Here is a 25229-nt window from a genome sequence, read left to right as displayed (position 1 = left end):
GTGAGCTCGATGTTCGACTCCGTCGACAAACTGCTCGCCGAGCACGCTGATCTGCAGGTGCAGCTGGCCGACCCAGTGGTGCACACCAAGCCGGCCCTGGCCAAAAAGCTCAGTCGTCGGTACAACGAGCTCAATGCGATCAAGGTCGCCTACGAGCACTGGCGGCAGACTGACGAAGACCTTGAGGCCGCGCGTGAGCTGGCCAAAGAAGACGATTCGTTCGCCGAGGAGGTGCCCGGTCTTGAGACCGAGCTCACCGCGTCGGCCGAACGTCTGCGTCGACTGCTGATCCCGCGCGATCCCGATGACGGCCGTGACGTGATCATGGAGATCAAAGGCGGTGAGGGCGGCGAGGAGTCCGCCCTCTTCGCCGGCGACCTGCTGCGCATGTACATGCACTACGCCGAGAAGAAAGGGTGGAAGGTCGAGATGCTCGACTCCACCGAATCCGACCTCGGCGGGTACAAAGACGTCTCGGTGGCTATCAAGGGTCGTTCGAACAACCCGGCTGAGGGCGTCTGGGCGCACCTCAAGTACGAAGGCGGCGTGCACCGCGTGCAGCGTGTGCCGGTCACCGAGAGCCAGGGGCGCATCCACACCTCGACCACCGGAGTGCTGGTGTTCCCCGAGGTCGACGAGCCCGAAGAGGTGCAGATCAATCAGAACGATCTGCGCATCGACGTCTACCGTTCGTCCGGCCCCGGCGGTCAGTCGGTCAACACGACCGACTCGGCGGTGCGCATCACCCACCTGCCGACCGGCATCGTGGTGTCGATGCAGAACGAGAAGAGCCAGATTCAGAACCGTGACGCCGCCATGCGCGTGCTGCGGGCCCGCCTGCTCGCCAAACAGCAGGAAGAGCTCGACGCCGCAGCCAGCGAGCAGCGCCACAGCCAGATTCGCTCGATGGACCGTTCGGAGCGCATCCGCACCTACAACTTTCCAGAGAACCGCATTGCCGACCACCGCACCGGGTTCAAGGCCTACAACCTCGATCAGGTGATGAACGGCGAGCTCGATCCCGTGATCGAGTCAGCTGTGGCCGCTGACGAGACGCACCGTCTCGAGGCACTGGGGCAGTGACCGATCCGGCTGGCGGCAGCGAGGTGGGGCCGGTCGTCCTGCGGATGCTGCAGCGGCTGGCCGAGGCCGGTATCGGTCCGGCTCGGGCAGAGTCCCGACAGATCGTCGCGCACGTGCTCGATGTGAGTCTCGGCGACCTCAGCCTGGCCGAGCTCACCGGTCGACTCCGGGTGAGCGCCGAGCAGATGCACACCATCGAGACGCTGACCGAACGACGCGCGCGGCGCATCCCACTGCAGCATGTGCTCGGCAGGGCGCCCTTTCGCGCGCTCGATCTGTCAGTAGGGGAGGGCGTGTTCGTACCGCGCCCAGAGACCGAGCTGCTGGTCGAACGCGCACTCGAGCTGCTGAGCGAGCGTCGTGCCGCCGAGCAGACATCCGACTCCGACGGTGACGACGCAGCCGCTGTCGACCCGGCCCTGACAGACGGCACTCGACGCGACGTCGCACCACGACGCCTCCGAGTCTTCGAAGCGGGCACCGGTTCGGCCGCGATCAGCCTCGCGATCGCCACTGAGCTGCCGCATACGCACGTGCGCACCGTCGAACTCGAGACCGCCGCCGAAGCGTGGGCGCGGCGCAACATCGTCGCCTACACCGATGCCCTGGCAGCGGCCGACAGCGCCGTCGAACTCGTCGCCGGTGATGCAATCGCTGACCTCGCCGTCGCCTCCTCATCGCTCCTGCCAGCGCAGCCGCACCCACGGTCACGGGCACAGGCGGCAGCGCAGATGACGCCTGGCCAGCCCGTGGCAGAGTCAGCAGGCACGTTCGATCTGATCGTGTCGAACCCGCCGTACGTGCCGACGGGAGACATCCCGCTCGAGCCCGAGGCAAGAGCCGATCCCGACACGGCGCTCTACTCCGGCGCCGACGGTCTCGACTTCATCCGTGAGCTGGTCGCGCCCGCGTTCGCCGCGCTGCAGGCCGGAGGGAGCATCCTCTTGGAGCACACCGAGCAGCAGGGCTCGGACGTGCGCATGCTGCTCGAAACGGCGGGGTTCGAGGCAGCACAGACGCATCGTGACCTGACCGGTCGTGACCGATTCACCGAAGCCCGACACCCGTCGCGCCACTGAGCCGCTGATCGCACTCGGTCGCGAGTCGACACAGGGCACACGCAGACTCGGCGACTAGACTGCTACAGACACCCCGAGGAGATTTCGACATGAGCAGCGTGTTCGACTGCAACGACACTGAGCAGCTACTGACCGGAACGAGAGAGGCCCGCCGAGCCATCGGGCGCGGCCGACTGGTCGTGATGCCCACCGACACGGTCTACGGCATCGCCGCCGACGCCTTCTCTCCAGACGCGGTCAACGCGCTGCTCGAGGCGAAGGGGCGCACACGTCAGTCGCCGCCGCCGGTGCTGATTCCGAGCCTGAACAGCCTGCATGCTCTGGCCGAAGACGTGCCCGAGCCCATCGAACGGGCAGCTGAGAAGTTCTGGCCGGGCGCGCTCACCATCATTCTCAACGCACGCAGCAGCCTGAACTGGGATCTCGGCGACACGCAGGGTACGGTTGCGCTGCGCATTCCCGACGAGCCGGTTGCACTCGCCGTGCTCGAAGAGACGGGGCCCCTCGCGGTGTCCTCGGCGAATCGGCACAGCCAGCCGGCCGCGACCACGATCGACGACGCACAGCAGCAGCTCGGCGACAGCGTCGAGGTCTACCTCGACCATGGCACCAGTCACAGCGGACTCTCGTCGACCATCATCGATGCGACGCTCTTCGAGGTGAACGGCGCGGTGCGGATCGTGCGGCAGGGCGGCGTCACCCCTGAGCAGCTCGCCGAGGTGATCGGCGACGGCAAGGTGCTGACCGAGTGAAGGGCTATGCGCTGGTCGCGTTCGTCGCCGCCGTCGCGACGTGGGGGCTGACTTGGGCCGTGCTGCGCTTTGCGCTCCGCTTTCACATCTATCCCGCCATCAGAGCGCGAGATGTGCACACCCGCCCGACGCCCAGACTCGGGGGAGTGGCCATCTTCATCGGCATCATGCTGGGGCTGTTCACGGCGAGCCGCATTGAGTGGTTCAGCGAGGTGTTCAGACACCCGGGGCAGATGGTCGCTCTGGCGGCGGCCAGCCTGCTGATCGTCTTCATCGGGGTCTTCGACGATCTCTATGACATGGTCTGGTACGCCAAGCTGGCCGGGCAGTTTCTTGCGGCCGGCATCCTCACCTGGCAGGGGTTTCAGATAGTGTCGCTGCCGATCGGAGGCACGCTGATCGGCTCGGGGGCCGTCAGCGCGCTGCTCACCACGATTCTCATCGTGCTCACGATGAACGCCGTCAACTTCATCGACGGTCTCGACGGGCTGGTCGCCGGCGTCATCCTGCTCGCCTCAGGCGTGTTCTTCCTCTACGTCTATCTGCTGACGGTGCGCACCTCGCCGACCGACTACTTCAACCTCGCGACGCTGGTCGCCGCGCTGCTGATCGGCGGATGCGTCGGCTTTCTGCCCTGGAACTGGCACCCGGCCAAGATCTTCATGGGCGACTCCGGTGCGATGCTGCTGGGGATGCTGCTGGCGGTGAGCGCGATCTCGGTCACCGGTCAGATCGATCCGCAGACGCTCTCGGACTCAAGCGTCTGGCTGCCGCTGCTGGTGCCCGTCGTCGTGCTCTCACTGCCCTTCGTCGACTTCGCTCTGGCGGTCATCAGACGCGTGGGCGCGGGAAAGAGCCCGTTCAGCCCGGATCGCAAGCATCTGCACCATCGTCTGCTCGGTCTCGGTCACAACACGTACACTGCAGTGGCGGTGTTCTACAGCTGGACGATCGTGCTGTCCCTCTCATGCTTCCTGTTCATGGTGTGGCCCTGGCCGTTCGTCGTGGTCTTCGCCGTGATCGGCATCCTCTGCTGCATCGTGCTCACGTTCTGGCCGGTGCTGCAGCCTCAGCTGGGGTGGGGGCCGCCGATACCGAACGAACTGCAGCTGACGGCCAGACGCATCCGCAAGAAGGAGATCGCATGACCACCCCTGAAGACCGCGACGAGCAGATCGACGAGCAGGACGCATCCGCATTCGACGAGCATTTCATCGAAGACGGCGAAGAGCAGCCGGTGAAGCGACAGGCCGCACCCGGTCTGGTCAGCGTGCTTCGACTCTCGCTGCTGCTCACTGCGGTGCTCGCCGTGCTCGTCGCCATCGTCGGAGGCCTCATCGGGTGGTCGGTCGCCGGCTGGAACGGCGTGCTCAGCGCACTCGTCGGAGCTGCGCTCACCCTCGCCTTCGCCGCGATCACGGCCGGCAGCCTGTGGCTCGGATCCCGCCAGAGAGGCATCTCGTTTCTGGCCATCGTGCTCGGCGGCTGGATCGTCAAGATCATCGTGTTCATCGGGCTGCTCGCTCTGATCACCTCGGCACCGTTCGTCGTGAAGGGCGTGCTCTTCGGATCGATCGTCGCCGCTGTGCTCGGCTCTCTCGCCGCAGACTCCTTCGCCGCAATGCGTGCGAAGGTGCCGTATGTCGACGATCCGCAGTGAGCCAGCCCCGCCCGAACTCACCCCAATCGCACAGTCGGTTCCGCACTCGCGGCCAGATGTTGCTAGTATGTCCCCTGGTGGTCTTGTCACTGGCCACCGAATCACTCAATACGCGCCGTGGCGAAGACTGCGGACATCGCTCAGGAGAATGATCTTTTGATTCACGCGCTGACCCAGCTGACAACGCCGACTCTCGCCGCTGACGGCGAGTTCCATGCACCGAGCATCAGCGAGTTCTTCCCCGAACCGATCTTCTTCGCGGGCACGCCGTTCGAGCTCAACCGCATCGCACTGATCCGCATCCTGGTGATGCTCGTGATCATCGCGCTGCTGTGGTTCGGAACTCGCAAGCTGAAGCTCGTTCCCGGTCGCGGTCAGGGCATGCTCGAGTTCGCATATGACTTCGTGCGGGTCAACATCGCCGAAGAGATGCTCGGCAAGAAAGACGGCAAGCGGTTCGTGCCGCTGCTGTTCACCATCTTCATCGTGGTGCTCGGCTTCAACATCACCGGCATCGTTCCCGGCCTGAACCTCGCGGCTTCGGCGACCATCGGCTTTCCGCTGGTCTTGGCCCTCGTCGCCTACATCGTCTTCATCTACGCAGGCATCAAGAAGCATGGCGCCGGGTATTTCAAGAACGCGCTGTTCCCGGCCGGAGTGCCCAAGGTGATGTACCTTCTGGTCACCCCGATCGAGTTTCTCTCGACTTTCGTCATCCGTCCGGTCTCGCTGACCCTTCGACTTCTGATGAACATGGTCGCCGGCCACCTCATCCTGGTGCTGTGCTTCAGTGCCACCTGGTTCTTCCTGTTCAGCGCTGACGGCATTCTCAAGAGCTTCAGCGTCGTCACATTCGCCTTCGGCTTCGCGTTCACCCTCTTCGAGATCTTGGTCGCAGCCCTGCAGGCGTACATCTTCACTCTTCTGACAACGGCCTACATTCAGTCGTCGCTGGCAGAAGAGCACTAAGCGGCCGGAAACCTCCGGCCACACTATGGAAGGAAACGAAAACCCGTGGATATCAACACACTCGCTGAGATTTCGGGCAACATCAACAGCGTCGGCTACGGCCTGGCAGCCATCGGCCCCGGTATCGGTATCGGCATCGCCGGCGGCAAGACCGTCGAGGCGATTGCTCGTCAGCCCGAACTCGCTGGCAAGCTGCAGACCACCTTCTTCCTGGCGGTGGCATTCACCGAGGCGCTGGCCCTCATCGGCCTCGCTGCGGGCTTCATCTTCCAGTAAGTCGACACCCACCTCAGACGTAAGGCACTAATATGGCTCAATTCGCGCTGACAGCAGGCGTACAGGCCGCCGAGGAAGAGCACAACATTCTTTTCCCCGCCGTCTACGACTGGTCGCTGTCGCTCATCATCTTCCTCGTCCTGCTCATCTTCGTGTGGAAGGTCATCGTACCCAAGCTGCAGAAGACGCTGGACGAGCGCTCAGAGAAGATCGAGGGTGGCATCCAGCAGGCGCAGAAGGCTCAGGAAGAGGCCGCGGCCGCACTGAACGCCTACAACGCGCAGCTGGCCGAAGCACGCGTCGAGGCTCAGAAGATTCGGGACGCCGCCCGATCAGAGGGTGCGCAGATCGTCGCCGAGCTCAAAGAGCAGGCGACGACCGAGGCTCAGCGAATCAGCGATCAGGCTCACGCTCAGATCGCTGCAGATCGCAAGACGGCCTTCGACCAGCTGAAGAGTGAGATCGGCGTGCTGTCGGTCGACCTCGCATCACAGGTCGTCGGTCAGTCGCTCGAAGACGACCAGAAGTCGAAGGCCGTCGTCGATCACTTCCTCGCTGACCTCGAGAAGTCGGAGGCCAAGTAGGCATGGGAAGCGCCACCGTACACTCACTCGAGCGGGCCGGAGAGATTCTGACCGTCGACACCCAGGTTCGTGGCCTGGACGCCGCAGAAGGAATCTTCGAGGTCGCCGACGCGCTGGGCGAGAGCGCTCAGCTTCGCGGACTCATCGCCGACCCCTCGACTGACGAACAGCTGCGTGTCGGTCTGATCACCCGGCTGTTCACCGGCAAAGTGGCGGATGTCGTGGTCGCATTCGTCGAGAAGACCGCCGCACTGCGCTGGTCGAGTGACGACGAGTTCGTCTCCTCGATCGAGGCTCTCGGCGAGACGGCGGTGGCGCTGACGGCTCAGCAGGAGGGCAATCTGGAACGCCTGGAAGACGAGCTCTTCCAGGTCGCCCAGGTGTTCGAAGGCAGCCGTGAGCTGCAGCTGAGTCTCTCACACCCGGGAGAGCACCCACAGGCTGAGCGCCAGCTCGTGGATCGGCTCTTCGGGCAGCAGACTCTGCCGGAGACGACGCTCTTGGTGACCCGTGCGGTCAGCAGCGTGCGCGGCAGCAAGGTCGCACGTCGACTTCATGAGATCGCAGAGCGGGTCTCAGCGGTCGCCGGCCGACAGGTCGCAGACGTGACCTCGGCGCGCCCGCTTTCCGAGCCGCAGCGAGTCGCTCTGGCTCAGGCGTTGCAGAACGAGGCGGGCGGCCCCGTTCACGTCAACGTGTCAGTCGACCCCGCCCTCGTCGGCGGCGTCGTCGTTCGTCTCGGCGACACCCTCATCGACTCATCGGCTCGCACGAAGCTGACACAGCTTCGACAGGCCATCGCGTAGTCGATTTCGACAGGTACTGAACAGGTGTAGATCGGGGCCGGCGGCCCCACCGAATGTAAGGAAGATGATGGCAGAAGTAGCAATCAGCCCCGAAGAGATCCGGGGTGCTCTCAAGGAATTCGCCGAGGGGTACCAGCCAGCCTCCTCGACGAAGGCCGAGGTGGGCTACGTACTCAGTGCCGCCGACGGCATCGCCCACGTCGAGGGCCTGCCGAGCGTGCAGGCCAACGAGCTGGTGCGCTTCGAGAACGGCGTGCTGGGCCTCGCCCAGAACCTCGACGAGCATGAGATCGGCGTCGTCGTGCTCGGCGAGTTCGTCGGCATCGCCGAAGGCCAGCGCGTCGAGCGCACCGGTGAGGTGCTCTCCGTGCCGGTCGGCGACGAGTTCCTCGGGCGAGTCATCGACCCGCTCGGCAACCCGATCGACGGTCTCGGCGAGATCAAGGCAGAGACCCGCCGCGAACTCGAGCTGCAGGCTCCGAACGTGATGAGCCGCAAGAGCGTCGACGAGCCGCTGCAGACCGGCATCAAGGCGATCGACGCCATGATCCCGATCGGTCGAGGCCAGCGTCAGCTGATCATCGGCGACCGCCAGACCGGCAAGACCGCGATCGCGATCGACACCATCATCAACCAGCGTAAGAACTGGGAGTCGGGCGATCCCAAGCAGCAGGTGCGCGCGATCTACGTCGCCATCGGCCAGAAGGGCTCGACCATCGCGAGCGTGAAGGCTGCGCTCGAGAAGGCCGGCGCGATGGAGTACACCACCATCGTCGCTTCGCCCGCGTCAGACCCGGCAGGCTTCAAGTACCTCTCGGCATACACCGGTTCTGCACTGAGCCAGCACTGGATGTACCAGGGCAAGCACACCGTCATCGTCTATGACGATCTGTCAAAGCAGGCTGAGGCCTACCGTGCCGTTTCGCTGCTGCTGCGTCGTCCGCCGGGCCGCGAGGCATACCCCGGCGACGTGTTCTACTTACACTCCCGCCTGCTGGAGCGTGCGGCCAAGCTCTCTGACGAACTTGGCGGCGGCTCGGTGACCGCACTGCCGATCATCGAGACCAAGGCGAACGACGTGTCGGCCTACATCCCGACCAACGTGATCTCGATCACCGACGGCCAGATCTTCCTGCAGTCCGACCTCTTCAACGCCAACCAGCGTCCTGCCATCGACGTCGGCATCTCGGTGTCTCGAGTCGGCGGCGACGCTCAGCGCAAGCACATCAAGAAGGTCTCGGGAACGCTCAAGCTCGAGCTCGCCTCGTACCGTGACCTCGAGGCCTTCGCAATGTTCGCGTCAGACCTCGACGCCGCGTCGAAGCAGCAGCTGAATCGTGGCGCGCGCCTGACGGAGCTTCTCAAGCAGCCGCAGTACTCGCCGTACCCGGTCGAAGACCAGGTCGTGTCGATCTGGCTGGGCACCACCGGCAAGCTCGACGACGTTTCAGTCGAGAACGTGCTGCGCTTCGAGGGCGAGTTCCTCGACTACCTGAAGCGCAACACTGACGTTCTCGACGTGCTGCGCGAGTCGGGCAAGCTCGAAGACGAGACCAAGGCGAAGCTTGAGTCGGCTGTGACGGAGTTCAAGAAGAACTTCGTCGAGTCAGATGTGCAGGGGCTCTCGGCTCCGGGCGCAGAAGACGACGCCGCGCTTGACGCGAGCAAGGTCGGTCAGGCCAAGCTCGTCAAGCAGAGCAAGTAGTCGAGAGACGAGGGAGTAACACATGGGAGCGCAGCTTCGCGTCTACAAGCAGAAGATCAAGTCTGCTCAGACGACTAAGAAGATCACCCGCGCCATGGAGCTCATCGCAGCCTCCCGCATTCAGAAGGCTCAGCAGCGCACCGACGCAGCCCGACCGTACGACGAGGCAATCACTCGCGCGGTCGGTGCGGTGGCGGCGCTGTCGGGAGACATCGATCATCCGCTGCTGCGCGAGCGGGAGCAGATCCGCCGCAGCGCGGTCGTCGTGTTCACTTCTGACCGCGGTCTGGCCGGTGCCTTCTCCTCAGCGATCCTGAAAGAGACCGACCGTCTCGCCAACATGCTTCGGCAGAACGGGCGTGAGGTCGACTTCTACCTGATCGGGCGCAAGGCGGTCGGCTACTTCCAGTTCCGTGATCGCGAGTTCGTGCGCAGCTGGACGGGTGACACCGACAAGCCGAGCACCGAGGTCGCTCATGAGATCGGCACCGCAGTGGTCGACTCCTACCTCAAGGGTGGGGCAGAGGGCGGCGTGGACGAGATTCATCTGGTCTACACGAAGTTCCTCAACCGGGTCTCGCAGACTCCAGACGTGCTGCGGCTGCTGCCGCTCGAGCTCGTCGACGCGGGTGCGGATCCAGCCGAGAAGCGCGAAGAGCCGCTCTACGAGTTCGAGCCGGATCCCGACGAGGTGCTCAGCCTGCTGCTGCCGCGCTACATCGGATCCCGTATCTACCATGCGCGACTCGAATCCGCAGCCAGCGAGCACGCCAGTCGCCAGAAGGCCATGAAGTCGGCCTCTGACAACGCCGACAAGCTCATCCGCACCTACTCGACGTTGATGAACAACGCTCGACAGGCCGAGATCACCCAGCAGATCAGTGAGATCGTCGGTGGCGCCGACGCCCTCGCCAACTAGACGACGACACAGAAGAGAAGAGAGACATGGCAACTGCATCAAGCACCCAGACGCCGGCGGCCGAGGCCACCGGTAACGTCGGGCGCATCGTGCGAGTGACCGGCCCGGTGGTCGACATCGAGTTCGCTCACGACGCGCTGCCCCCGATCAACAACGCTCTGAGCACCGAGGTCACCGTCGGCGCCGAGACGTACACGATCACCTTCGAGGTTGCTCAGCACCTCGGCGACGATCTCGTGCGCGCCATCGCGCTGAAGCCGACTGACGGCCTCGTGCGCGGCCAGGTCGTGTTCGACTCCGGTTCACCGATCACGGTGCCGGTCGGCGACGCGACCAAGGGCCACGTGTTCAACGTGACCGGCGACGTGCTCAACGCAGCCGAGGGCGAAGACATCACCTTCGAGAAGCGTTGGTCAATCCACCGCGAGCCCCCGCGTTTCGACCAGCTCGAGTCGAAGACCCAGATGTTCCAGACGGGCATCAAGGTCATCGACCTGCTGACTCCCTACGTGCAGGGCGGCAAGATCGGTCTGTTCGGTGGTGCCGGTGTCGGCAAGACCGTGCTGATCCAGGAGATGATCGCTCGTGTGGCCAAAGACCACGACGGCGTTTCGGTCTTCGCCGGTGTCGGCGAGCGTACCCGTGAGGGCAACGACCTGATCCACGAGATGGACGACGCAGGGGTGCTCGACAAGACCGCCTTGGTCTTCGGCCAGATGGATGAGCCGCCGGGCGTGCGTCTTCGCGTCGCGCTTTCTGCCCTGACCATGGCGGAGTACTTCCGCGATGAGCAGGCCCAGGACGTCCTGCTGTTCATCGACAACATCTTCCGTTTCACTCAGGCCGGTTCTGAGGTCTCGACCCTGCTGGGTCGCATGCCTTCGGCCGTGGGCTACCAGCCCAACCTGGCTGACGAGATGGGTCTGCTGCAGGAGCGCATCACCTCGACGCGTGGTCACTCGATCACGTCGCTGCAGGCGATCTACGTTCCCGCAGACGACTACACCGACCCGGCCCCGGCGACGACGTTCGCGCACCTCGATGCGACGACGAACCTGACCCGTGACCTGGCCAGCCGTGGTCTGTACCCCGCTGTGGATCCGCTCGCTTCGACCTCGCGCATCCTCGATGCGCAGTATGTCGGTCAGGAGCACTACGACGTGGCCATCCGCGTCAAGCAGATCCTGCAGAAGAACAAGGAACTCCAGGAGATCATCGCCATCCTCGGTGTCGACGAGCTCTCTGAAGAAGACAAGATCGTGGTCGAGCGCGCACGTCGCATCGAGCAGTTCCTGTCGCAGAACACCTACACCGCCGTGAAGTTCACGGGCGTCGAGGGTTCGACCGTGCCGATCAAAGACACGATCGAGGGCTTCCGCGCCATCGCCGACGGCGAGGTGGATAACATCCCGGTGCAGGCCTTCTACAACGTCGGCCCGCTCGACGATGTGTTCCGCAAGTGGGATCAGATCAAGAAGGAACTCGGAGAGTAAACCATGGCTCAGTCATTCGACGTCGAGATCGTCTCGGCAGAGCAGCTCATCTGGTCTGGCCGTGCCACGCAGATCACCGCCCGCACCATCGAGGGCGAGATCGGCGTTCTGGCTGGCCACGAGCCTCTGCTGGCCGTGCTGGGCGATGGCCCCGTTCGAGTGACCTTGGAAGACGGCAAGACGGTCGAGGCGACCGCCGCTGACGGCTTCCTCTCGGTCGAGCGCCACGCTGTGCGAGTCGTCGCTCGCGTGGCCGAGCTCGCTGCCTGAGCTCACCGGCCGGAGCCGAGTGCTCTGCTCTGATGTGTCTGAAGGGCGTCCACCTCTGGGTGGGCGCCCTTCTTGCTGCTGTGTGGCAGGTGCCTGGCTGCGGCCACGGACTGCATTCTGCCCTAACGCACCCGGCCGCCGCCGGCTGCACCTGCCGCCACGGATTGGACAGAGGACCGGCACGGTTCGCTCGGGACCGCCACGGTTCGCTCGAAATCAAGTGAATCCGAGCGAACCGTAGTCATCTGGAGCGAACCGTGTTGCTCACCCAGAAATTTGCACTGATGAGGAGACCACGAGGCATGTCGATCAGGCAAGACGCCGCACCCAGCATTCCGTCTGTCGGCCAGGCCGATGCAAAGCGTCCCGAAGCCCACACTGCTGCCCCTCTGAGGCGAAGAGCCGGCATCATGCTGCTGCTGCCGCCGAGCGAGACCAAGTCCACGGGCGGCAGCGGGCTCGCACTCGACACCGCACGGCTCTCGTTCGCACCAGAACTCACGGCTGCACGCAGACAGACGATCGGCTGGCTGACTCAGCTCTGCCGAGATCCCGATGCGGCGGCGCAGGCGCTGCGCCTGACTGCGCGCCAGGCCCGCTCACTCGAAGACGATCGCGACCTTGCCGAGGCAGCCACGAAACCTGCCCTGCAGCGCTACACCGGCGTGCTCTACGACGCGATCGGTGAGCAGACGCTGACCCCACAGATGCGCGCTTGGCTCAGTGATCACGTCTTCGTGCAGTCTGCTCTGTTCGGCCTCATCTCGCTCGGTGACGAGATCCCGGCCTACCGGCTTTCCGCCGGCACCCGAAAGTCGGTCTACGACTTGAGCGCCGTCTGGCACGAGCCGTGCGCGGCCGTGCTGCACCGCCTGCTCGCAGACGGAGCGACTGTGATCGACCTGCGCTCCAAGGCCTACGCGGCGCTCGCACCTCTGCCGAAGCATCCGCGCGCCCACGTCGTCGAAGTCGTGGTGCGCGACGAAGACGGGCGGCATCGGCCGCTGAATCACTTCAACAAGAAGTCGAAGGGCGCGTTCACCCGGGCTCTGGTCGAGTGTGCCGAAGAGCGTGCGGCGGAGGCGACGGGAACCGAGAGCGATCAGTCACTGCTGGTCGCGGCGGCCGATCGTATCGGGGCGCGACTCATCTGTGGCGGTGAGGGCACTGACTGGCTGCTGGAGATCAGGGAAGAGTGAGAACGGCCCAGCATCGTCTGAGGACGACCTGTGGAGCGGCTTTCACCGAAAGATCGTGAAACTGTATGCGCCGCCAGACCGAACGTGCGCTCAGAGCGGCTGGATCTGCGATTCGATCTGGCGATTGAGCTCGGCGACGATCGGGCAGCTGGCGCAGCCGATCCAGACCTTGAACTCGCTCGGGTCGTCGAAGTCGGGCGCGGTCAGGAACTCGCTGCGCCACAGATCGATGGCCTGCGCGAGGGCTTCGCCATGCGCGTCGTGGCGAGTGGGAATCCAGTGCACGCTCACGCGTGTCGGCCCGTGCAGAACGACGGGCTCGGAGTGTTCGGGCGAGTATTCGATGAAGACCTGGCCATGGGCACGCTGGGGCAGAGCTGACAGCATGAGCTGGATCACAGCGAGGTCGCTGTCGTCTCCGGCGATCATGAAGCGCCGTGACTGCGAAGGATGCCACGCTGACGCTGAATACTCGATACTCATAACGACCACAGTCTAGGTTAGGTGACCCTCAAAAGGGAAGACTCGCTGTGAAAAGAGCGTGTTGAGCGGGATCCATGCATGATCAGGGGTGATCATCTGCTGAATATCAGCGTCGGTTCGCGTGCGACTGCGCCCGTCGACAGGCTGATCTGGGCGATCACCCGTAGACTGAGACAGGTGTCTGTCTTCGCCGGAGGCCTGGCCGCCGCGCCTGAGACATCTCTAATCCCACTGGGAAAGGCAATCGATGACCCTGATTGGCGCTGCACAAGGCAGCTTCGAGACGAGACTGTCAGACGGCAGCCGGCTGCGTGCCCGCTGGGGGGCGCTGACCGACACGGGCCTGCTGCGTCAGCGGAACGAAGACAGTGTGGTCGCGACCGAAGCGGTGCTCGCCGTCGCCGACGGCATGGGCGGGCACGAAGCCGGCGACCGGGCATCGGCAGCCATCGTCGAAGAGCTTTCGCAGCTCGAGCGTGATCCTCAGCCACAAGACATCTATGCGGCGCTGCGACGCGCCAGCGAAGACGTCGAGCAGATCTCGGCCGCATCGGGTGGGCAGTCAGGTTCGACGGTCACCGGTGTGGCGTTCGACGTGGTCAAAGACGAGCCCGGCTGGCTCGTCTTCAACATCGGCGACTCGCGCACCTACGGCTTCTACGAAGGGCAGCTGCGTCAGGTCACGCATGACCATTCGGTCGTGCAGGGGCTGGTCGACAGCGGGCAGATCAGCGAGAAAGACGCCGAACGCCACCCGGCGCGCAACTCGATCACGCGCGCCATCGGCTTCGGCATGGATCCGCGGCCCGACTTCTGGCATCTCAACCTCGTGCCTCAGGTGCGGCTGCTGGTGTGCTCCGACGGCCTCACGAAAGAGGTCTCGAACGAACGCATCGAAGAGATTCTGCGTGACAACGACGAAGCGTTCGTCGCCGCAGAGCGGCTCGTCGAGCAGGCCCTCGAGAACGGCGGGCGCGACAACGTCTCGGTGATCGTCGTCGACTCCACTGTCACCGCGCCGTCTGCGGCATCGGACGAGGATCAGACGACAGAGCCGACATCGGGTGCCGAGCCTCAGGCACAGCCTGAGACGCCACAGGCAACGGAGAAGGTCGCACCGGCCGAGAGCGTCGAGAGGCGAGGCGACGGCGCCGAATGAGCCGCAGAGTCATCATTCTGGGCGCGACCGGGTCGATCGGCAGACAGGCGTCGGAGCTGATCGCTGCGACTGATCGGTTCGAGGTCGTCGGCCTTGCCGCAGGCCATGACACCACAGCTCTTCGCGACCTGGCCCGGCGTCACGGCTGTCGTGATCTCGCCGTCGCCGAAACGAGCGTCGACGAGCGCGAAGCCGGTCGCGTCGACCCGTCGGTCACGATTCGCCATGGTGCGGATGCCGCCGTGCGGCTGGTGCGCGAGGTGACGGCCGACGTGGTGCTGAACGCCATCGACGGCGCAGCGGGTCTGGCGGCGACACTGGCCGTGCTGCGCTGCGGCGCGACGCTGGCGTTGGCCAACAAGGAGAGCCTGGTCATCGGCGGCGACCTGGTCGCGGCGGCAGCCGCACCCGGGCAGATCGTGCCCGTCGACTCCGAGCACTCCGCGATCGCTCAGTGCCTGCGCTCCGGCAGTCGCCACGAGGTCTCGCGACTCGTGCTCACCGCATCCGGCGGCCCGTTCCGGGGGCGCAGCAGAGCCGAACTCGAAGACGTGACGCCGCAGCAGGCACTGCGGCACCCCACCTGGAACATGGGATCGCTGGTGACCGTCAACTCGGCGACGATGGTCAACAAAGGCCTCGAGATCATCGAGGCCCACTACCTCTTCGACATGCCGTACGAACGCATCGACGCCGTGGTGCATCCGCAGTCGATCGTGCACTCGATGGTGCAGTTCGTCGACGGTGCGACGGTCGCACAGATCTCGCCGCCAGACATGCGACTGCCGATCAGCATGGCGCTCGACTGGCCGCACCGGCTTGCCGACGCAGTGCCCGCCGTCGACTGGTCGCAGGTGCAGCAGTGGTCGTTCGAGCCGATCGATCACGACGCGTTTCCGGCGGTACGCGTCGCGAAGCAGGTGGGGGAGCGCGCCGGCACCTGGCCGGCGGTCTTCAACGCCGCCAACGAGGTCATGGTGGCCGAGTTCCTCGCCGGTCGCATCGGCTTCGCCACGATCGTCGACGGCATCTCCCGGGTGCTCGAACAGTGGCGTCAGCCGGATGCCGAGCTCACGGTCGAGGCCGTGCTCGCCGCGGATCGGTGGGCACGACGAGCAGCGCATGCCGTCGTCGCCGGCATCGGTGCACCCACATTCGGCGAGGTCTGAGCACGTCTCGAATCGTCAGCTCGCTCACAGCAATCAGGTCTAGGCTCGGTCATCATGCAGGTTCTCTGGTACATCATCGGCATCGTCGCGATCGCCTTCGTCGTGGCAGCGTCGATCGCCCTGCATGAGCTGGGGCACCTCTTCTGGGCCAAGCGTTTCGGCATTCGCGTCAACCAGTACATGATCGGCTTCGGGCCGACGCTCTTCTCGTGGCGGCGAGGCGAGACCGAGTACGGCTTCAAAGCGATTCCCCTCGGCGGCTACATCTCGATGATCGGCATGTACCCGCCGGCCCGAGACGCGCGGCCGGACGGCGAGCCGGTGCGGGTCTCCCGGGGGCGACTGGCCGAGATGGTGCGCGGAGCACGGCGTGCCAGCGCAGAGACCATCCCGCCCGGCGAAGAGCATCGGGCGTTCTACCGACAGGCGGTCTGGAAGCGACTGCTGATCATGTTCGGCGGGCCGCTGATGAACCTGATCATCGCTCTGGTCTGTTACGCCGTGCTGGTCAGCGCCTTCGGCACGGTGCAGTCGACGACGTCGCTGTCGAGCGTCAGCCAGTGCGTGCTGCCGACGACCGAGCAGCGCAGCGACTGCCGACCCGACGACCCGTCGGCACCCGGTGCCGAAGCCGGCCTGAAGCCGGGAGACCAGCTGCTCGTCATCAACGGCGAAGACGTCGAACGGTGGAGCGACGTGCAGTCGATCGTGCAGCCGCTCGCCGGACAGACGGTCAGCGTGACCCTGCTTCGCGACGGGCAGGTGCAGACGGTGAGCCTGACGCCGCAGCCGGTTGAGCGATTCGTCTACGACAAGTTCGGACGAGTCGAACGCGACGCCGACGGGCAGAAAAAGACTGAGACGGTCGGCTTCATCGGCATCACACCCACGTCAGAACGCGTGCGTCAGCCGGTGACCGCAGCCGTTCCAGCGATGCGGGACAACCTGCAGCTGGCGTGGGAGGGCATCATCTCGATGCCGCAGAAGCTGGTCGGAGCCGCCCAGGCCGCCTTCGGCAGCGAAGCCCGCGACCCCGACGGGCCGATGAGCATCGTCGGCGTCGGCCGGGTCGCCGGTGAGCTCACCTCGAGCGACCAGATCGGCGTGACCGACAAGGTGGCCAGCCTGGTCGGTCTGGCCGCATCGCTCAACGTGGCGCTCTTCGCGTTCAACATGATTCCGCTGATGCCGCTCGACGGCGGGCACATCGTCGGGGCACTCTACGAGGGGCTGCGTCGCCGCCTCGCGCGACTGTTCGGGCGTCGAGACCCAGGGCCGTTCGACACCGCCCGCCTGATGCCGCTCACCCTGGTCGTCTTCGGCGCGCTCACCCTGATGGGTGTGCTGCTGATCTACGCCGACCTCGTGAAACCCATCCAGGTGCTCGGCTGACGAGGCTGACACCCATCAGCCCGACCTCAGCAGATCGAATCGGTCGGGCGTTCTAGACTTGCAGAGCATCGGCGCATCGCGCGCCGAATGAAGGAGGCCATCGTGACCGCTGTCGATCTCGGGATGCCCAAGGGGCCGGCCCGCGTGCTGGCGCCCCGACGCAAGACCCGTCAGATCCAGGTCGGAAAGGTCGCCGTCGGCGGTGACGCTCCGATCAGCGTGCAGTCGATGTGCACCACCAAGACCACCGACATCGGAGGCACACTTCAGCAGATCGCCGAGCTCACCGCAGCGGGCTGCGACATCGTGCGCGTCGCCGTGCCCAGTCAGGACGACGCCGACGCGCTGCCGATCATCGCGCAGCAGTCGAACATCCCCGTGGTCGCCGACATCCACTTTCAGCCTCGCTACGTCTTTCAGGCGATCGAGGCGGGCTGCGCCGCGGTGCGCGTGAATCCCGGCAACATCCGCAAATTCGACGACAAGATCGCCGACATCGCCAAGGCGGCGTCAGATGCCGGGGTCGCGCTGCGCATCGGCGTCAACGCCGGCTCGCTCGACAAACGACTGATGCAGAAGTACGGCAAGGCCACTCCGGAGGCCATGGTCGAGTCTGCCGTGTGGGAGGCGTCGCTTTTCGAAGAGGTGGGCTTTCACGACTTCGCGATCTCGGTCAAGCATCACGACCCCGTCGTGATGATCGAGACCTATCGCATGCTCTCCGAACAGGGCGACTGGCCGCTCCACCTCGGTGTGACCGAGGCAGGGCCGGCGTTCCAGGGCACGATCAAGTCGTCGGTCGCGTTCGGCGTGCTGCTGGCACAGGGCATCGGCGATACGATCCGTGTGTCGCTCTCGGCTCCGCCGATCGAGGAGGTGCGCGTGGGCCTGAAGATTCTGGAGTCGCTGAACCTCAGAGAGCGCAAGCTCGAGATCGTCTCGTGCCCGTCGTGCGGCCGCGCCCAGGTCGATGTCTACACGCTGGCCGAACGCGTCACCGAGGGCCTCGAAGGCATGAAGGTGCCGCTGCGCGTGGCCGTCATGGGCTGTGTGGTCAACGGCCCGGGCGAAGCTCGCGACGCCGATCTCGGAGTGGCCAGCGGCAACGGCAAAGGGCAGATCTTCGTCAAGGGCGAGGTCGTCAAGACGGTGCCCGAGGCCGACATCGTCGAGACGCTCATCGCCGAGGCGAATCGTCTTGCCGAGGGCATGACGCCCAGTGAAGGATCCGGAGTGGAAGTGGTGACGGCATGAGTGATCAGAGTCATGTTCCCGACGGCATGCGAGGCTTTCGGCCGATGGGCATCGTGTCGGCGGCCATCGGCATCGTGCTCGTCTTCGTGCAGCTCGACGGTCAGGCGGTGCTGCTGCACCGCATCTTCGGCATGGCCGTGGTGGTCATGTCGATCATCATGGCCTCGCTGATGTATCGCACACAGCATCGGGCATGGGGCGTCGCCCTGAGCTTCGTGGCGCTGGTCTTCCTGCCGCTCTGGCAGATGCAGATGTGGCTGTGGTGGATTCTCGACGGTCTCTGCATCGTGATCCTGCTCGCCGCAGCAATTCGTTTCAAAGGGCCGCCTCCTGAGAAAGACCCGGAGAACCTGCCCGACCGCTTCATGTGAGACGACTGGGCCGACGCGGTACGATGAGAGCTGGCTGCTCACAGCGAACAGCCCAGACCGTTCAGAGAAAGACCCAGCCCAGTGCCCACACGCCTGTCGAACCTGTTCCTGCGCACCCTGCGCGAAGACCCCAACGATGCCGAGGTGGCCGGCCACAAACTGCTCGTGCGAGCCGGCTACATCCGACGCGAGGCGCCGGGCATCTTCGCATGGCTGCCGCTGGGGCTGCGCGCGCTGCGCAAGGTCGAGGCCGTGGTGCGCGCCGAGATGGAGGCCGCCGGCTCGCAGGAGGTGCACTTTCCAGGCCTGCTGCCGCGTGAGCCCTACCAGGTCACCGGACGCTGGGACGAATACGGCGACAACATCTTCACGCTCAAAGACCGCAAAGAGGCCGACTATCTGCTGGCTCCCACGCACGAAGAGGTCTTCACGCTGCTGGTGAAAGATCTCTACTCGTCGTACAAAGACCTGCCGGTCAGCCTCTTCCAGATTCAGACCAAGTACCGCGATGAGGCGCGCCCTCGCGCCGGCCTGCTGCGCGGCCGAGAGTTCGTCATGAAAGACGCCTACTCGTTTGACGTCGACGACGCGGGGCTCGATGAGAGCTACCAGATCATGCGCGACGCCTACGAGCGCATCTTCACCCGACTGGGCGTCGAATACGTCGCGGTCAAGGCCGACGCGGGGCCCATGGGCGGTTCGAAGAGCGAGGAGTTCCTCTCGCCGTCGCCGATCGGCGAAGACACCTTCGTCTACACCGACGCCGGCTACGCCGCCAACGTCGAGGCCGTCAGCGTGCATCCGGCAGACCCGGTCGACGCCAGCCACGTGCCTGAGGCACAGACGGTCGACACCCCTGACGCCCCGACGATCGAGTCGCTGGTCGCACTGCTGAACGACCGATATGCAGACGAACACGACGGGCAGTGGCAGGCGGGCGACACTCTGAAGAACGTCGTGCTCGCTCTCACACACCCTGACGACAAGCGCGAGCTCGTGGTCGTCGGCCTGCCCGGTGACCGCGACGTCGATCTGAAGCGTGCAGAGATCGCCTTCGCCCCGGCAGAGGTCGAACCCGCTGTCGAGGCCGACTTCGAGCACCATCCGGGCCTGGTGCGCGGGTACATCGGTCCGCAGGCCGATGACACCGGCACCTACGCGCTGGGGGAGCGTTCGGTCGACGGCATCCGCTATCTGGTCGATCCTCGCGTCTCGGCCGGCACCGAGTGGGTCACCGGCGCGAATGCCGAGCGCCGCCATGCGCTGCACGTCGTGGCCGGTCGCGACTTCGTCGCCGACGGCATCGCAGATGTGGCGAACGTGCGCGACGGCGACCCTGCTCCCGACGGGTCAGGCCCGCTGCGGGCTGCGCGCGGCGTCGAGATCGGACATGTCTTCCAGCTCGGTCGTAAGTATGCCGAGGCCCTCGGACTGCAGGTGCTCGATCGCAACGGAAAACTCGTCACTGTGACCATGGGGTCGTACGGCATCGGGGTCACACGTCTGCTCGCCGTTCTCGCCGAGGCGAATCGCGACGAGAAAGGGCTGGTCTGGCCAGAGGCGGTCGCTCCGTTCCAGGTGCACATCGTCTCGACCGGCAAGGGCGACGATGTCTACCGCGTCGGCTCCGATCTGGCCGACGAGCTGGAGCGCGTCGGCATCGAGGTGCTCTTCGACGATCGGCCCAAGGTCTCGCCCGGAGCGAAGTTCAAAGACGCCGAGCTGCTGGGCATGCCGCACGTGCTCGTGGTGGGCAAAGGTCTCGCCGACGGTCAGCTCGAGCTCTGGGATCGTCGCGCCGGCACGAAGCAGCCGATCGCGCTCGAGGATGCCGTAGCTGAGCTGCGTCGTCGTCTCGGTCGCGACTGAGCTGCCGTCGCACATGGCGACGGCGGGGCTGACGACCCGCTAAGATAGGGTGTTCGACACTGAACATCTCAGCTGAATAGAGGAGGCGGTATGAATATCGATCTGAGTGCACTTCGTCTTCTCGAGAGCGAACAGGGTATTCCCCTGAACGAACTGCTGGAGATTCTCGAGCAGGCGATTCTCACGGCATACCAGAAGCACACCGGCCACACGTCTGCGGCCCGAGTCGAGATCAATCGCAAGACCGGGCAGGTCGCCGTTCTCGAACGGCAGACCGATGAAGACGGCAACGACATCGGTGAGACCGATGTCACCCCGCACGACTTCGGGCGCGTCGCCGCGCTCGCCGCCCGGCAGGAGATCAACCAGCGCCTGCGCGCGCTGGCCGACGACAGTCTGCTCGGCGAGTACAAAGACCGCGAGGGCACCATCGCCGCCGGCGTGGTGCAGCAGGGACAGAATCCTCGTCTGATACCGATCGACCTGGGGTCGGCCGAAGGCGTGCTTCCTCCCGAGGAGCAGGTGCCCGGCGAGCACTACCGCCACGGTGATCGCCTGCGCGTGTTCATCGCGCAGGTCGCACGCACGGCCAAGGGGCCGACCATCACCGTCAGCCGCACCCATCCAGGGTTGGTTCGCGGGCTCTTCGAGCTCGAGGTGCCTGAGATCCACGCCGGTGCCGTCGAGATCACCTCGCTCGCACGTGAGGCGGGTCACCGCACCAAGATCGCGGTTCGTGCGACCGAGCCCGGCATCAACGCCAAGGGCGCCTGCATCGGCGAGCTGGGGCAGCGTGTGCGCGCGGTGACCGCAGAGCTGAACGGCGAGAAGATCGACATCGTCGACTCCAACGACGACCTGGGTGCTTTCGTGGCGAGTGCGCTCTCGCCCGCCAAGGTGACGCGCACCGAGGTGCTCGACGCCGATCAGCGGGCCGTGCGGGCCTTCGTGCCAGAGAGCCAGCTTTCCCTGGCCATCGGAAAAGAGGGGCAGAACGCCCGTCTCGCGGCCAAGCTCACCGGAGCCAAGATCGACATCCAAGCCGACAACTGATTCGGTTTCGCGAGGCGCCGGCGTGTCCGTCTTCACGAGACGGCACGCCGGTGCTGTGCGTCTGAGCCAGAACACGCTAGGATGACGTACTGGACATGTGCCCGATGTGCATGTCGGAATCCACACAGAACAGGCTGATTCGGCTTATGGACGCATAATGAACGGCTCGAAATGAGACGTCAGAGGTAATTGTCTGCTCCCGCTCTCGGGTGCAGACCTGAGACAGGAGAATTGTGGCAAAACCACGCGTACACGAGATTGCGAAGCAACTCGGCGTCACGAGCAAAGAGCTGCTGGCCAAGCTCAACGACATGGGAGAGTTCGTCAAGGGCCCCTCGTCGAGCCTGGAACCACCAGTCGTGCGCAAACTGAAGGCTGCCTTCCCGCAGCAGAAATCCGCAGACGACAAGAAGCCCGCCGCGGCCAAGAAGCCTGCTGCTCGCAGCACGGCGGCGAAGAGCTCGGCGCCGAAGCCCGGCGCCCGCACGACTGCTGCGAAGTCAGCAGCCGAGGCCGATACGGCATCTGCTCCGGCCAAGACGCCCAGCCCGGCTCCCAGAGCCGCTCGTCCCGGGCGCTCGGCTCAGCCGGCTTCGTCTGCACCGGCATCTCATCCGGCGGCGCCGAAGCCCGCTGCCGAGAAGCGCACCCCTGCCGCTCCGGCACCGGCTCGTCCGGCCCCGCAGGCCGCAGAGGCAGGCGCGTCTGACTCCGACGGGCAGAAGCCGCATTCGCCGATCCCGCGGCCTTCGCCCGGTTCGATTCCGCGCCCGCGCGCACCACGACCGGCGAACAACCCGTTCTCGCCCAAACACAGCGGCGGTCCCCGTCCGGGTCCTCGTCCGCACGCCCCGCGTCCCGGTGCCGGCGGCGGTCCTCGTCCGCACGCTCCGCGTCCGGGGCAGGGCTTCGGTCCGCGTCGCGGCGCTGGCAGCGGCAGCGGTCCGCACCGCGTCGGCCAGGGCGGCGGCGCTCGGCCGCGTCCCGGTCAGGGCGGCTTCGGCGGTGGGCCGCATCGCCCTGGTCAGGGTGGTGGTCCCGGTTCCGGCTTCGCGAATCGCGGCGGTGGCGGCGGTCGTCCCGGCCCCGGCGGTCGCGGTCGTGGCGGCACAGCTGGTGCGTTCGGACGCGGCGGAGGCCGCTCGGGCAAGTCTCGCAAGTCGAAGCGCACGAAACGGCAAGAGTTCGAGCAGATGGAGGCCCCGACGCTTGGCGGCGTCAAGGTGCCACGTGGCAACGGCGAGCAGATCATTCGTCTGCGTCGCGGTGCCTCGCTGACCGACTTCGCCGACAAGATCGGTGCGAACCCGGCATCGTTGGTCACCGTGCTCTTCCACTTGGGCGAGATGGCCACGGCCACCGAGTCGCTCGACGAAGACACGTTCCAGCTGCTTGGAGCCGAGCTCGGCTTCAAGATCCAGATCGTCAGCCCTGAAGACGAAGACAAAGAGCTGCTCGAGCAGTTCGACATCGACCTCGAAGACGCCGACGATCCCGAAGATCTCGTGGAGCGTCCTCCGGTGGTGACCGTCATGGGTCACGTCGATCACGGTAAGACGCGACTGCTCGATGCGATCCGGCATACCAAGGTGCTCGCAGGCGAGGCCGGCGGCATCACCCAGCACATCGGTGCCTACCAGGTCGAGACCGAGCATGAGGGTCACGAACGTGCCATCACCTTCATCGACACCCCTGGTCACGAGGCGTTCACCGCCATGCGTGCCCGCGGTGCCAAGGTGACAGACATCGCCGTGCTGGTGGTGGCCGCTGACGACGGCGTGATGCCGCAGACGGTCGAGGCGCTGAACCACGCCCAGGCCGCTGACGTTCCGATCGTGGTCGCCGTCAACAAGATCGACAAGCCCGATGCGAATCCGGCGAAGATCCGCCAGCAGCTGACCGAGTTCGGCCTGGTCGCCGAAGAGTACGGCGGCGACACGATGTTCGTCGACGTCTCGGCCAAGAGCAACATCGGCATCGACGATCTGCTCGACGCGATTCTGCTGACGGCGGATGCCGGGCTCGATCTGGTCGCGAACCCCGAGCGTGAGGCGCGCGGCGTGGCGATCGAGGCGAACCTCGACAAGGGTCGCGGTGCGGTCGCCACCGTGCTGGTGCAGAACGGCACCCTGCACGTCGGAGACGCCATCGTTGCGGGCACCGCCTACGGTCGTGTGCGCGCCATGTTCGATGAGAACGGCGAGAACATGCAGGATGCCGGGCCATCACGTCCGGTGCAGGTGCTGGGGCTCACCTCGGTGCCCCGCGCCGGCGACAACATCCTGGTGACCGAAGACGACCGTACGGCCCGTCAGATCGCCGAGAAGCGTGAAGCCGCCCAGCGCAACGCCCTGCTCGCCAAGAGCCGCAAGCGCATCAGCCTGGAAGACTTCACCAAGGCTCTCGAAGAAGGCAAGGTCGAGACCCTTAACCTCATCATCAAGGGCGATGTCTCCGGTGCCGTCGAGGCGTTGGAGGAGTCGCTGCTCAAGATCGAGGTCGACGACTCGGTGCAGCTGCGCATCATCCACCGTGGTGTCGGCGCGATCACCGAGAGCGACGTCAACCTGGCCACGGTCGACAACGCGATCGTCATCGGCTTCAACGTGCGTCCTGACGGCAAGGCTCGTGAGGCCGCGCACAAAGAGGGCGTCGACATCCGGTTCTACTCGGTCATCTACGATGCGATCGACGACATCGAGGGGGCACTCAAGGGCCTGCTCAAGCCGGAGTTCGAAGAGGTGCACACCGGTACGGCCGAGATTCGCGAGGTCTTCCGTTCGTCGAAGTTCGGCAACATCGCCGGTACGCTCGTGCAGACCGGCAAGGTCACGCGCAATTCGAAGGCGCGCGTGCTGCGCGACGGCGTCGTGCACGGCGACAACCTCACGATCGAATCGCTGCGTCGTTTCAAAGACGACGTCACCGAGGTGATCAAGGGCGTCGAGTGCGGCATCGGGCTCGGCAGCTTCAACGACATCCAGGTCGGCGACGAGATCGAGACCTACGAGATGCGCGAGAAGCCGCGAGACTGAACCCCGCCTGAGCGGCTGAGGCTCTGACCGAAGCGCCCGCACCACCGGAATCCGGCGGTGCGGGCGCTTCTCTGTCACCGGCCGCACCCCGCGACCACCGTTCTGCGCACAGTTCACGGCGAGACCGGGAGTGAACTACCATCGACACGGGGCCGACACCATCGCCCCGACAGACCGAACCGAGGAGAACATCATGGCTCAGACCGCTGGCCGCGCAGAACGAGTCGCCGACCGCATCAAGGTCGTCGTCGCTCAGACGCTTGATCGCGGAGTCAAAGACCCTCGACTCGGCTTCGTGACGGTGACCGACGTGAAGGTGACCGGCGATCTGCAGCACGCGAGCATTTTCTACACGGTGCTCGGCACAGACGAGGAGCGCGCTGACACCGAGGCCGCGCTGCGCAGCGCGACCGGCATGATCCGCACTGAGATCGGGCGCAACATCAAGCTGCGACTGACCCCGTCGATCGAGTTCATCCTCGACGCCATTCCCGAGAACGCCGCACACATCGAAGCGCTGCTGCAGACTGCGCACGAGCGCGACGATGCGGCACGCAAGGCCTCAGAGGGGTCGAGCTTCGCAGGCGAGGCCGACCCCTACCGCAAGCCGGGCGAAGAGTCTGAGGACGAATCGGCAGGTCAGGCCTGA

The 25229-nt window shown here is 65.3% G+C and carries 24 protein-coding genes; 23 read left to right on the top strand and 1 reads right to left on the bottom strand.

What is annotated here, in order from left to right:
* The first annotated feature begins 9 nt into the window (after window positions 1-9).
* The 14 genes from prfA (at window position 10) to F8O09_RS03955 (ending at window position 12795) form a co-directional block, all read left to right on the top strand.
* Window positions 10-1083 carry a peptide chain release factor 1 gene (gene prfA / locus F8O09_RS04020; RefSeq protein ID WP_158030901.1) on the top strand — a complete coding sequence of 358 codons (1074 nt, stop codon included), beginning with the start codon at window positions 10-12 and terminating at the stop codon, window positions 1081-1083.
* Window positions 1080-2162: a N5-glutamine methyltransferase family protein gene (locus F8O09_RS04015; protein ID WP_158054008.1), complete on the top strand. Its 1083-nt coding sequence runs from the start codon at window positions 1080-1082 to the stop codon at window positions 2160-2162. The genes prfA and F8O09_RS04015 overlap by 4 nt, the downstream gene beginning before the upstream one ends.
* Before the next feature lie 89 nt (window positions 2163-2251).
* A complete protein-coding gene (locus tag F8O09_RS04010; protein WP_158030903.1) occupies window positions 2252-2914 on the top strand; it encodes an L-threonylcarbamoyladenylate synthase in 663 nt (220 codons plus the stop codon).
* Window positions 2911-4062: an MraY family glycosyltransferase gene (locus F8O09_RS04005; protein ID WP_158030904.1), complete on the top strand. Its 1152-nt coding sequence runs from the start codon at window positions 2911-2913 to the stop codon at window positions 4060-4062. The genes F8O09_RS04010 and F8O09_RS04005 overlap by 4 nt, the downstream gene beginning before the upstream one ends.
* Window positions 4059-4574: a hypothetical protein gene (locus tag F8O09_RS04000; RefSeq protein WP_158054007.1), complete on the top strand. Its 516-nt coding sequence runs from the start codon at window positions 4059-4061 to the stop codon at window positions 4572-4574. The genes F8O09_RS04005 and F8O09_RS04000 overlap by 4 nt, the downstream gene beginning before the upstream one ends.
* Window positions 4575-4730: 156 nt before the next feature.
* Complete coding sequence (atpB, locus tag F8O09_RS03995; protein ID WP_225732855.1) at window positions 4731-5543, top strand: F0F1 ATP synthase subunit A; 813 nt, start codon at window positions 4731-4733, stop codon at window positions 5541-5543.
* A gap of 45 nt (window positions 5544-5588) precedes the next feature.
* Complete coding sequence (gene atpE / locus F8O09_RS03990) at window positions 5589-5819, top strand: ATP synthase F0 subunit C (RefSeq protein ID WP_158030906.1); 231 nt, start codon at window positions 5589-5591, stop codon at window positions 5817-5819.
* Window positions 5820-5851: 32 nt separating this feature from the next.
* Window positions 5852-6403 carry a F0F1 ATP synthase subunit B gene (locus tag F8O09_RS03985; protein ID WP_158030907.1) on the top strand — a complete coding sequence of 184 codons (552 nt, stop codon included), beginning with the start codon at window positions 5852-5854 and terminating at the stop codon, window positions 6401-6403.
* 2 nt (window positions 6404-6405) lie between these two features.
* Window positions 6406-7209: a F0F1 ATP synthase subunit delta gene (locus F8O09_RS03980; protein WP_158054006.1), complete on the top strand. Its 804-nt coding sequence runs from the start codon at window positions 6406-6408 to the stop codon at window positions 7207-7209.
* A gap of 67 nt (window positions 7210-7276) precedes the next feature.
* Entirely contained in the window at window positions 7277-8914 is a 1638-nt protein-coding gene (gene atpA, locus F8O09_RS03975; RefSeq protein WP_158030909.1) for a F0F1 ATP synthase subunit alpha, read from the top strand.
* Between the two features lie 22 nt (window positions 8915-8936).
* Window positions 8937-9833 carry a F0F1 ATP synthase subunit gamma gene (locus F8O09_RS03970; RefSeq protein WP_158030910.1) on the top strand — a complete coding sequence of 299 codons (897 nt, stop codon included), beginning with the start codon at window positions 8937-8939 and terminating at the stop codon, window positions 9831-9833.
* 26 nt (window positions 9834-9859) lie between these two features.
* Entirely contained in the window at window positions 9860-11326 is a 1467-nt protein-coding gene (gene atpD, locus F8O09_RS03965) for a F0F1 ATP synthase subunit beta (protein WP_158030911.1), read from the top strand.
* 3 nt (window positions 11327-11329) lie between these two features.
* Entirely contained in the window at window positions 11330-11596 is a 267-nt protein-coding gene (locus F8O09_RS03960) for a F0F1 ATP synthase subunit epsilon (protein ID WP_158030912.1), read from the top strand.
* 302 nt (window positions 11597-11898) lie between these two features.
* Complete coding sequence (locus F8O09_RS03955) at window positions 11899-12795, top strand: YaaA family protein (RefSeq protein ID WP_192497547.1); 897 nt, start codon at window positions 11899-11901, stop codon at window positions 12793-12795.
* A gap of 90 nt (window positions 12796-12885) precedes the next feature.
* Here the strand turns inward: F8O09_RS03955 and F8O09_RS03950 are convergent, their stop codons facing one another.
* Window positions 12886-13278, bottom strand: coding sequence for an SIP domain-containing protein (locus F8O09_RS03950; protein ID WP_158054004.1), 393 nt, complete (start codon window positions 13276-13278; stop codon window positions 12886-12888).
* Between the two features lie 247 nt (window positions 13279-13525).
* Here F8O09_RS03950 and F8O09_RS03945 point away from each other — a divergent pair, with 247 nt between their 5' ends.
* The 9 genes from F8O09_RS03945 to rbfA all read left to right on the top strand — a co-directional run bounded on the left by F8O09_RS03945 (window position 13526) and on the right by rbfA (window position 25229).
* Window positions 13526-14437, top strand: a complete 912-nt coding sequence (locus F8O09_RS03945; protein WP_158054003.1) for a PP2C family protein-serine/threonine phosphatase — start codon at window positions 13526-13528, stop codon at window positions 14435-14437.
* The gene (dxr, locus tag F8O09_RS03940; protein WP_158054002.1) at window positions 14434-15606 is read left to right on the top strand and encodes a 1-deoxy-D-xylulose-5-phosphate reductoisomerase; all 1173 of its coding nucleotides are present in this window, start codon (window positions 14434-14436) and stop codon (window positions 15604-15606) included. Before F8O09_RS03945 ends, dxr begins: the two co-directional genes overlap by 4 nt.
* A gap of 54 nt (window positions 15607-15660) precedes the next feature.
* Window positions 15661-16998, top strand: a complete 1338-nt coding sequence (locus F8O09_RS03935; RefSeq protein WP_158054001.1) for a M50 family metallopeptidase — start codon at window positions 15661-15663, stop codon at window positions 16996-16998.
* A 123-nt stretch (window positions 16999-17121) separates the two neighbouring features.
* Window positions 17122-18252 (top strand): flavodoxin-dependent (E)-4-hydroxy-3-methylbut-2-enyl-diphosphate synthase, encoded by a 1131-nt coding sequence (gene ispG / locus F8O09_RS03930; protein WP_158031788.1) that lies wholly within the window; start codon window positions 17122-17124, stop codon window positions 18250-18252.
* Window positions 18249-18623 (top strand): hypothetical protein, encoded by a 375-nt coding sequence (locus tag F8O09_RS03925; RefSeq protein ID WP_158030918.1) that lies wholly within the window; start codon window positions 18249-18251, stop codon window positions 18621-18623. Before ispG ends, F8O09_RS03925 begins: the two co-directional genes overlap by 4 nt.
* A gap of 81 nt (window positions 18624-18704) precedes the next feature.
* The gene (locus tag F8O09_RS03920; protein ID WP_192497546.1) at window positions 18705-20492 is read left to right on the top strand and encodes a proline--tRNA ligase; all 1788 of its coding nucleotides are present in this window, start codon (window positions 18705-18707) and stop codon (window positions 20490-20492) included.
* 90 nt (window positions 20493-20582) lie between these two features.
* Window positions 20583-21545, top strand: coding sequence for a transcription termination factor NusA (gene nusA, locus F8O09_RS03915; protein WP_158030919.1), 963 nt, complete (start codon window positions 20583-20585; stop codon window positions 21543-21545).
* 233 nt (window positions 21546-21778) lie between these two features.
* Complete coding sequence (gene infB / locus F8O09_RS03910) at window positions 21779-24580, top strand: translation initiation factor IF-2 (RefSeq protein WP_158054000.1); 2802 nt, start codon at window positions 21779-21781, stop codon at window positions 24578-24580.
* 193 nt (window positions 24581-24773) lie between these two features.
* A complete protein-coding gene (rbfA, locus tag F8O09_RS03905; protein WP_158030921.1) occupies window positions 24774-25229 on the top strand; it encodes a 30S ribosome-binding factor RbfA in 456 nt (151 codons plus the stop codon).

The organism is Pseudoclavibacter sp. CFCC 11306 (assembly GCF_008831235.1).
Taxonomy (GTDB): domain Bacteria; phylum Actinomycetota; class Actinomycetes; order Actinomycetales; family Microbacteriaceae; genus Pseudoclavibacter_A.
This window is presented reverse-complemented; position numbering and strand designations above follow the sequence as displayed.

Bases quoted from the DNA above. Each gene is read 5' to 3' on its own strand.
- prfA (WP_158030901.1), top strand. From the start codon at position 10: ATGTTCGACTCCGTCGACAAACTGCTCGCCGAGCACGCTGATCTGCAG.
- F8O09_RS04010 (WP_158030903.1), top strand. From the start codon at position 2,252: ATGAGCAGCGTGTTCGACTGCAACGACACTGAGCAGCTACTGACCGGA.
- F8O09_RS04000 (WP_158054007.1), top strand. From the start codon at position 4,059: ATGACCACCCCTGAAGACCGCGACGAGCAGATCGACGAGCAGGACGCA.
- F8O09_RS03985 (WP_158030907.1), top strand. From the start codon at position 5,852: ATGGCTCAATTCGCGCTGACAGCAGGCGTACAGGCCGCCGAGGAAGAG.
- F8O09_RS03980 (WP_158054006.1), top strand. From the start codon at position 6,406: ATGGGAAGCGCCACCGTACACTCACTCGAGCGGGCCGGAGAGATTCTG.
- atpA (WP_158030909.1), top strand. From the start codon at position 7,277: ATGGCAGAAGTAGCAATCAGCCCCGAAGAGATCCGGGGTGCTCTCAAG.
- F8O09_RS03970 (WP_158030910.1), top strand. From the start codon at position 8,937: ATGGGAGCGCAGCTTCGCGTCTACAAGCAGAAGATCAAGTCTGCTCAG.
- atpD (WP_158030911.1), top strand. From the start codon at position 9,860: ATGGCAACTGCATCAAGCACCCAGACGCCGGCGGCCGAGGCCACCGGT.
- F8O09_RS03960 (WP_158030912.1), top strand. From the start codon at position 11,330: ATGGCTCAGTCATTCGACGTCGAGATCGTCTCGGCAGAGCAGCTCATC.
- F8O09_RS03955 (WP_192497547.1), top strand. From the start codon at position 11,899: ATGTCGATCAGGCAAGACGCCGCACCCAGCATTCCGTCTGTCGGCCAG.
- F8O09_RS03950 (WP_158054004.1), bottom strand. From the start codon at position 13,278: ATGAGTATCGAGTATTCAGCGTCAGCGTGGCATCCTTCGCAGTCACGG.
- F8O09_RS03945 (WP_158054003.1), top strand. From the start codon at position 13,526: ATGACCCTGATTGGCGCTGCACAAGGCAGCTTCGAGACGAGACTGTCA.
- dxr (WP_158054002.1), top strand. From the start codon at position 14,434: ATGAGCCGCAGAGTCATCATTCTGGGCGCGACCGGGTCGATCGGCAGA.
- F8O09_RS03935 (WP_158054001.1), top strand. From the start codon at position 15,661: ATGCAGGTTCTCTGGTACATCATCGGCATCGTCGCGATCGCCTTCGTC.
- ispG (WP_158031788.1), top strand. From the start codon at position 17,122: ATGCCCAAGGGGCCGGCCCGCGTGCTGGCGCCCCGACGCAAGACCCGT.
- F8O09_RS03925 (WP_158030918.1), top strand. From the start codon at position 18,249: ATGAGTGATCAGAGTCATGTTCCCGACGGCATGCGAGGCTTTCGGCCG.
- nusA (WP_158030919.1), top strand. From the start codon at position 20,583: ATGAATATCGATCTGAGTGCACTTCGTCTTCTCGAGAGCGAACAGGGT.
- rbfA (WP_158030921.1), top strand. From the start codon at position 24,774: ATGGCTCAGACCGCTGGCCGCGCAGAACGAGTCGCCGACCGCATCAAG.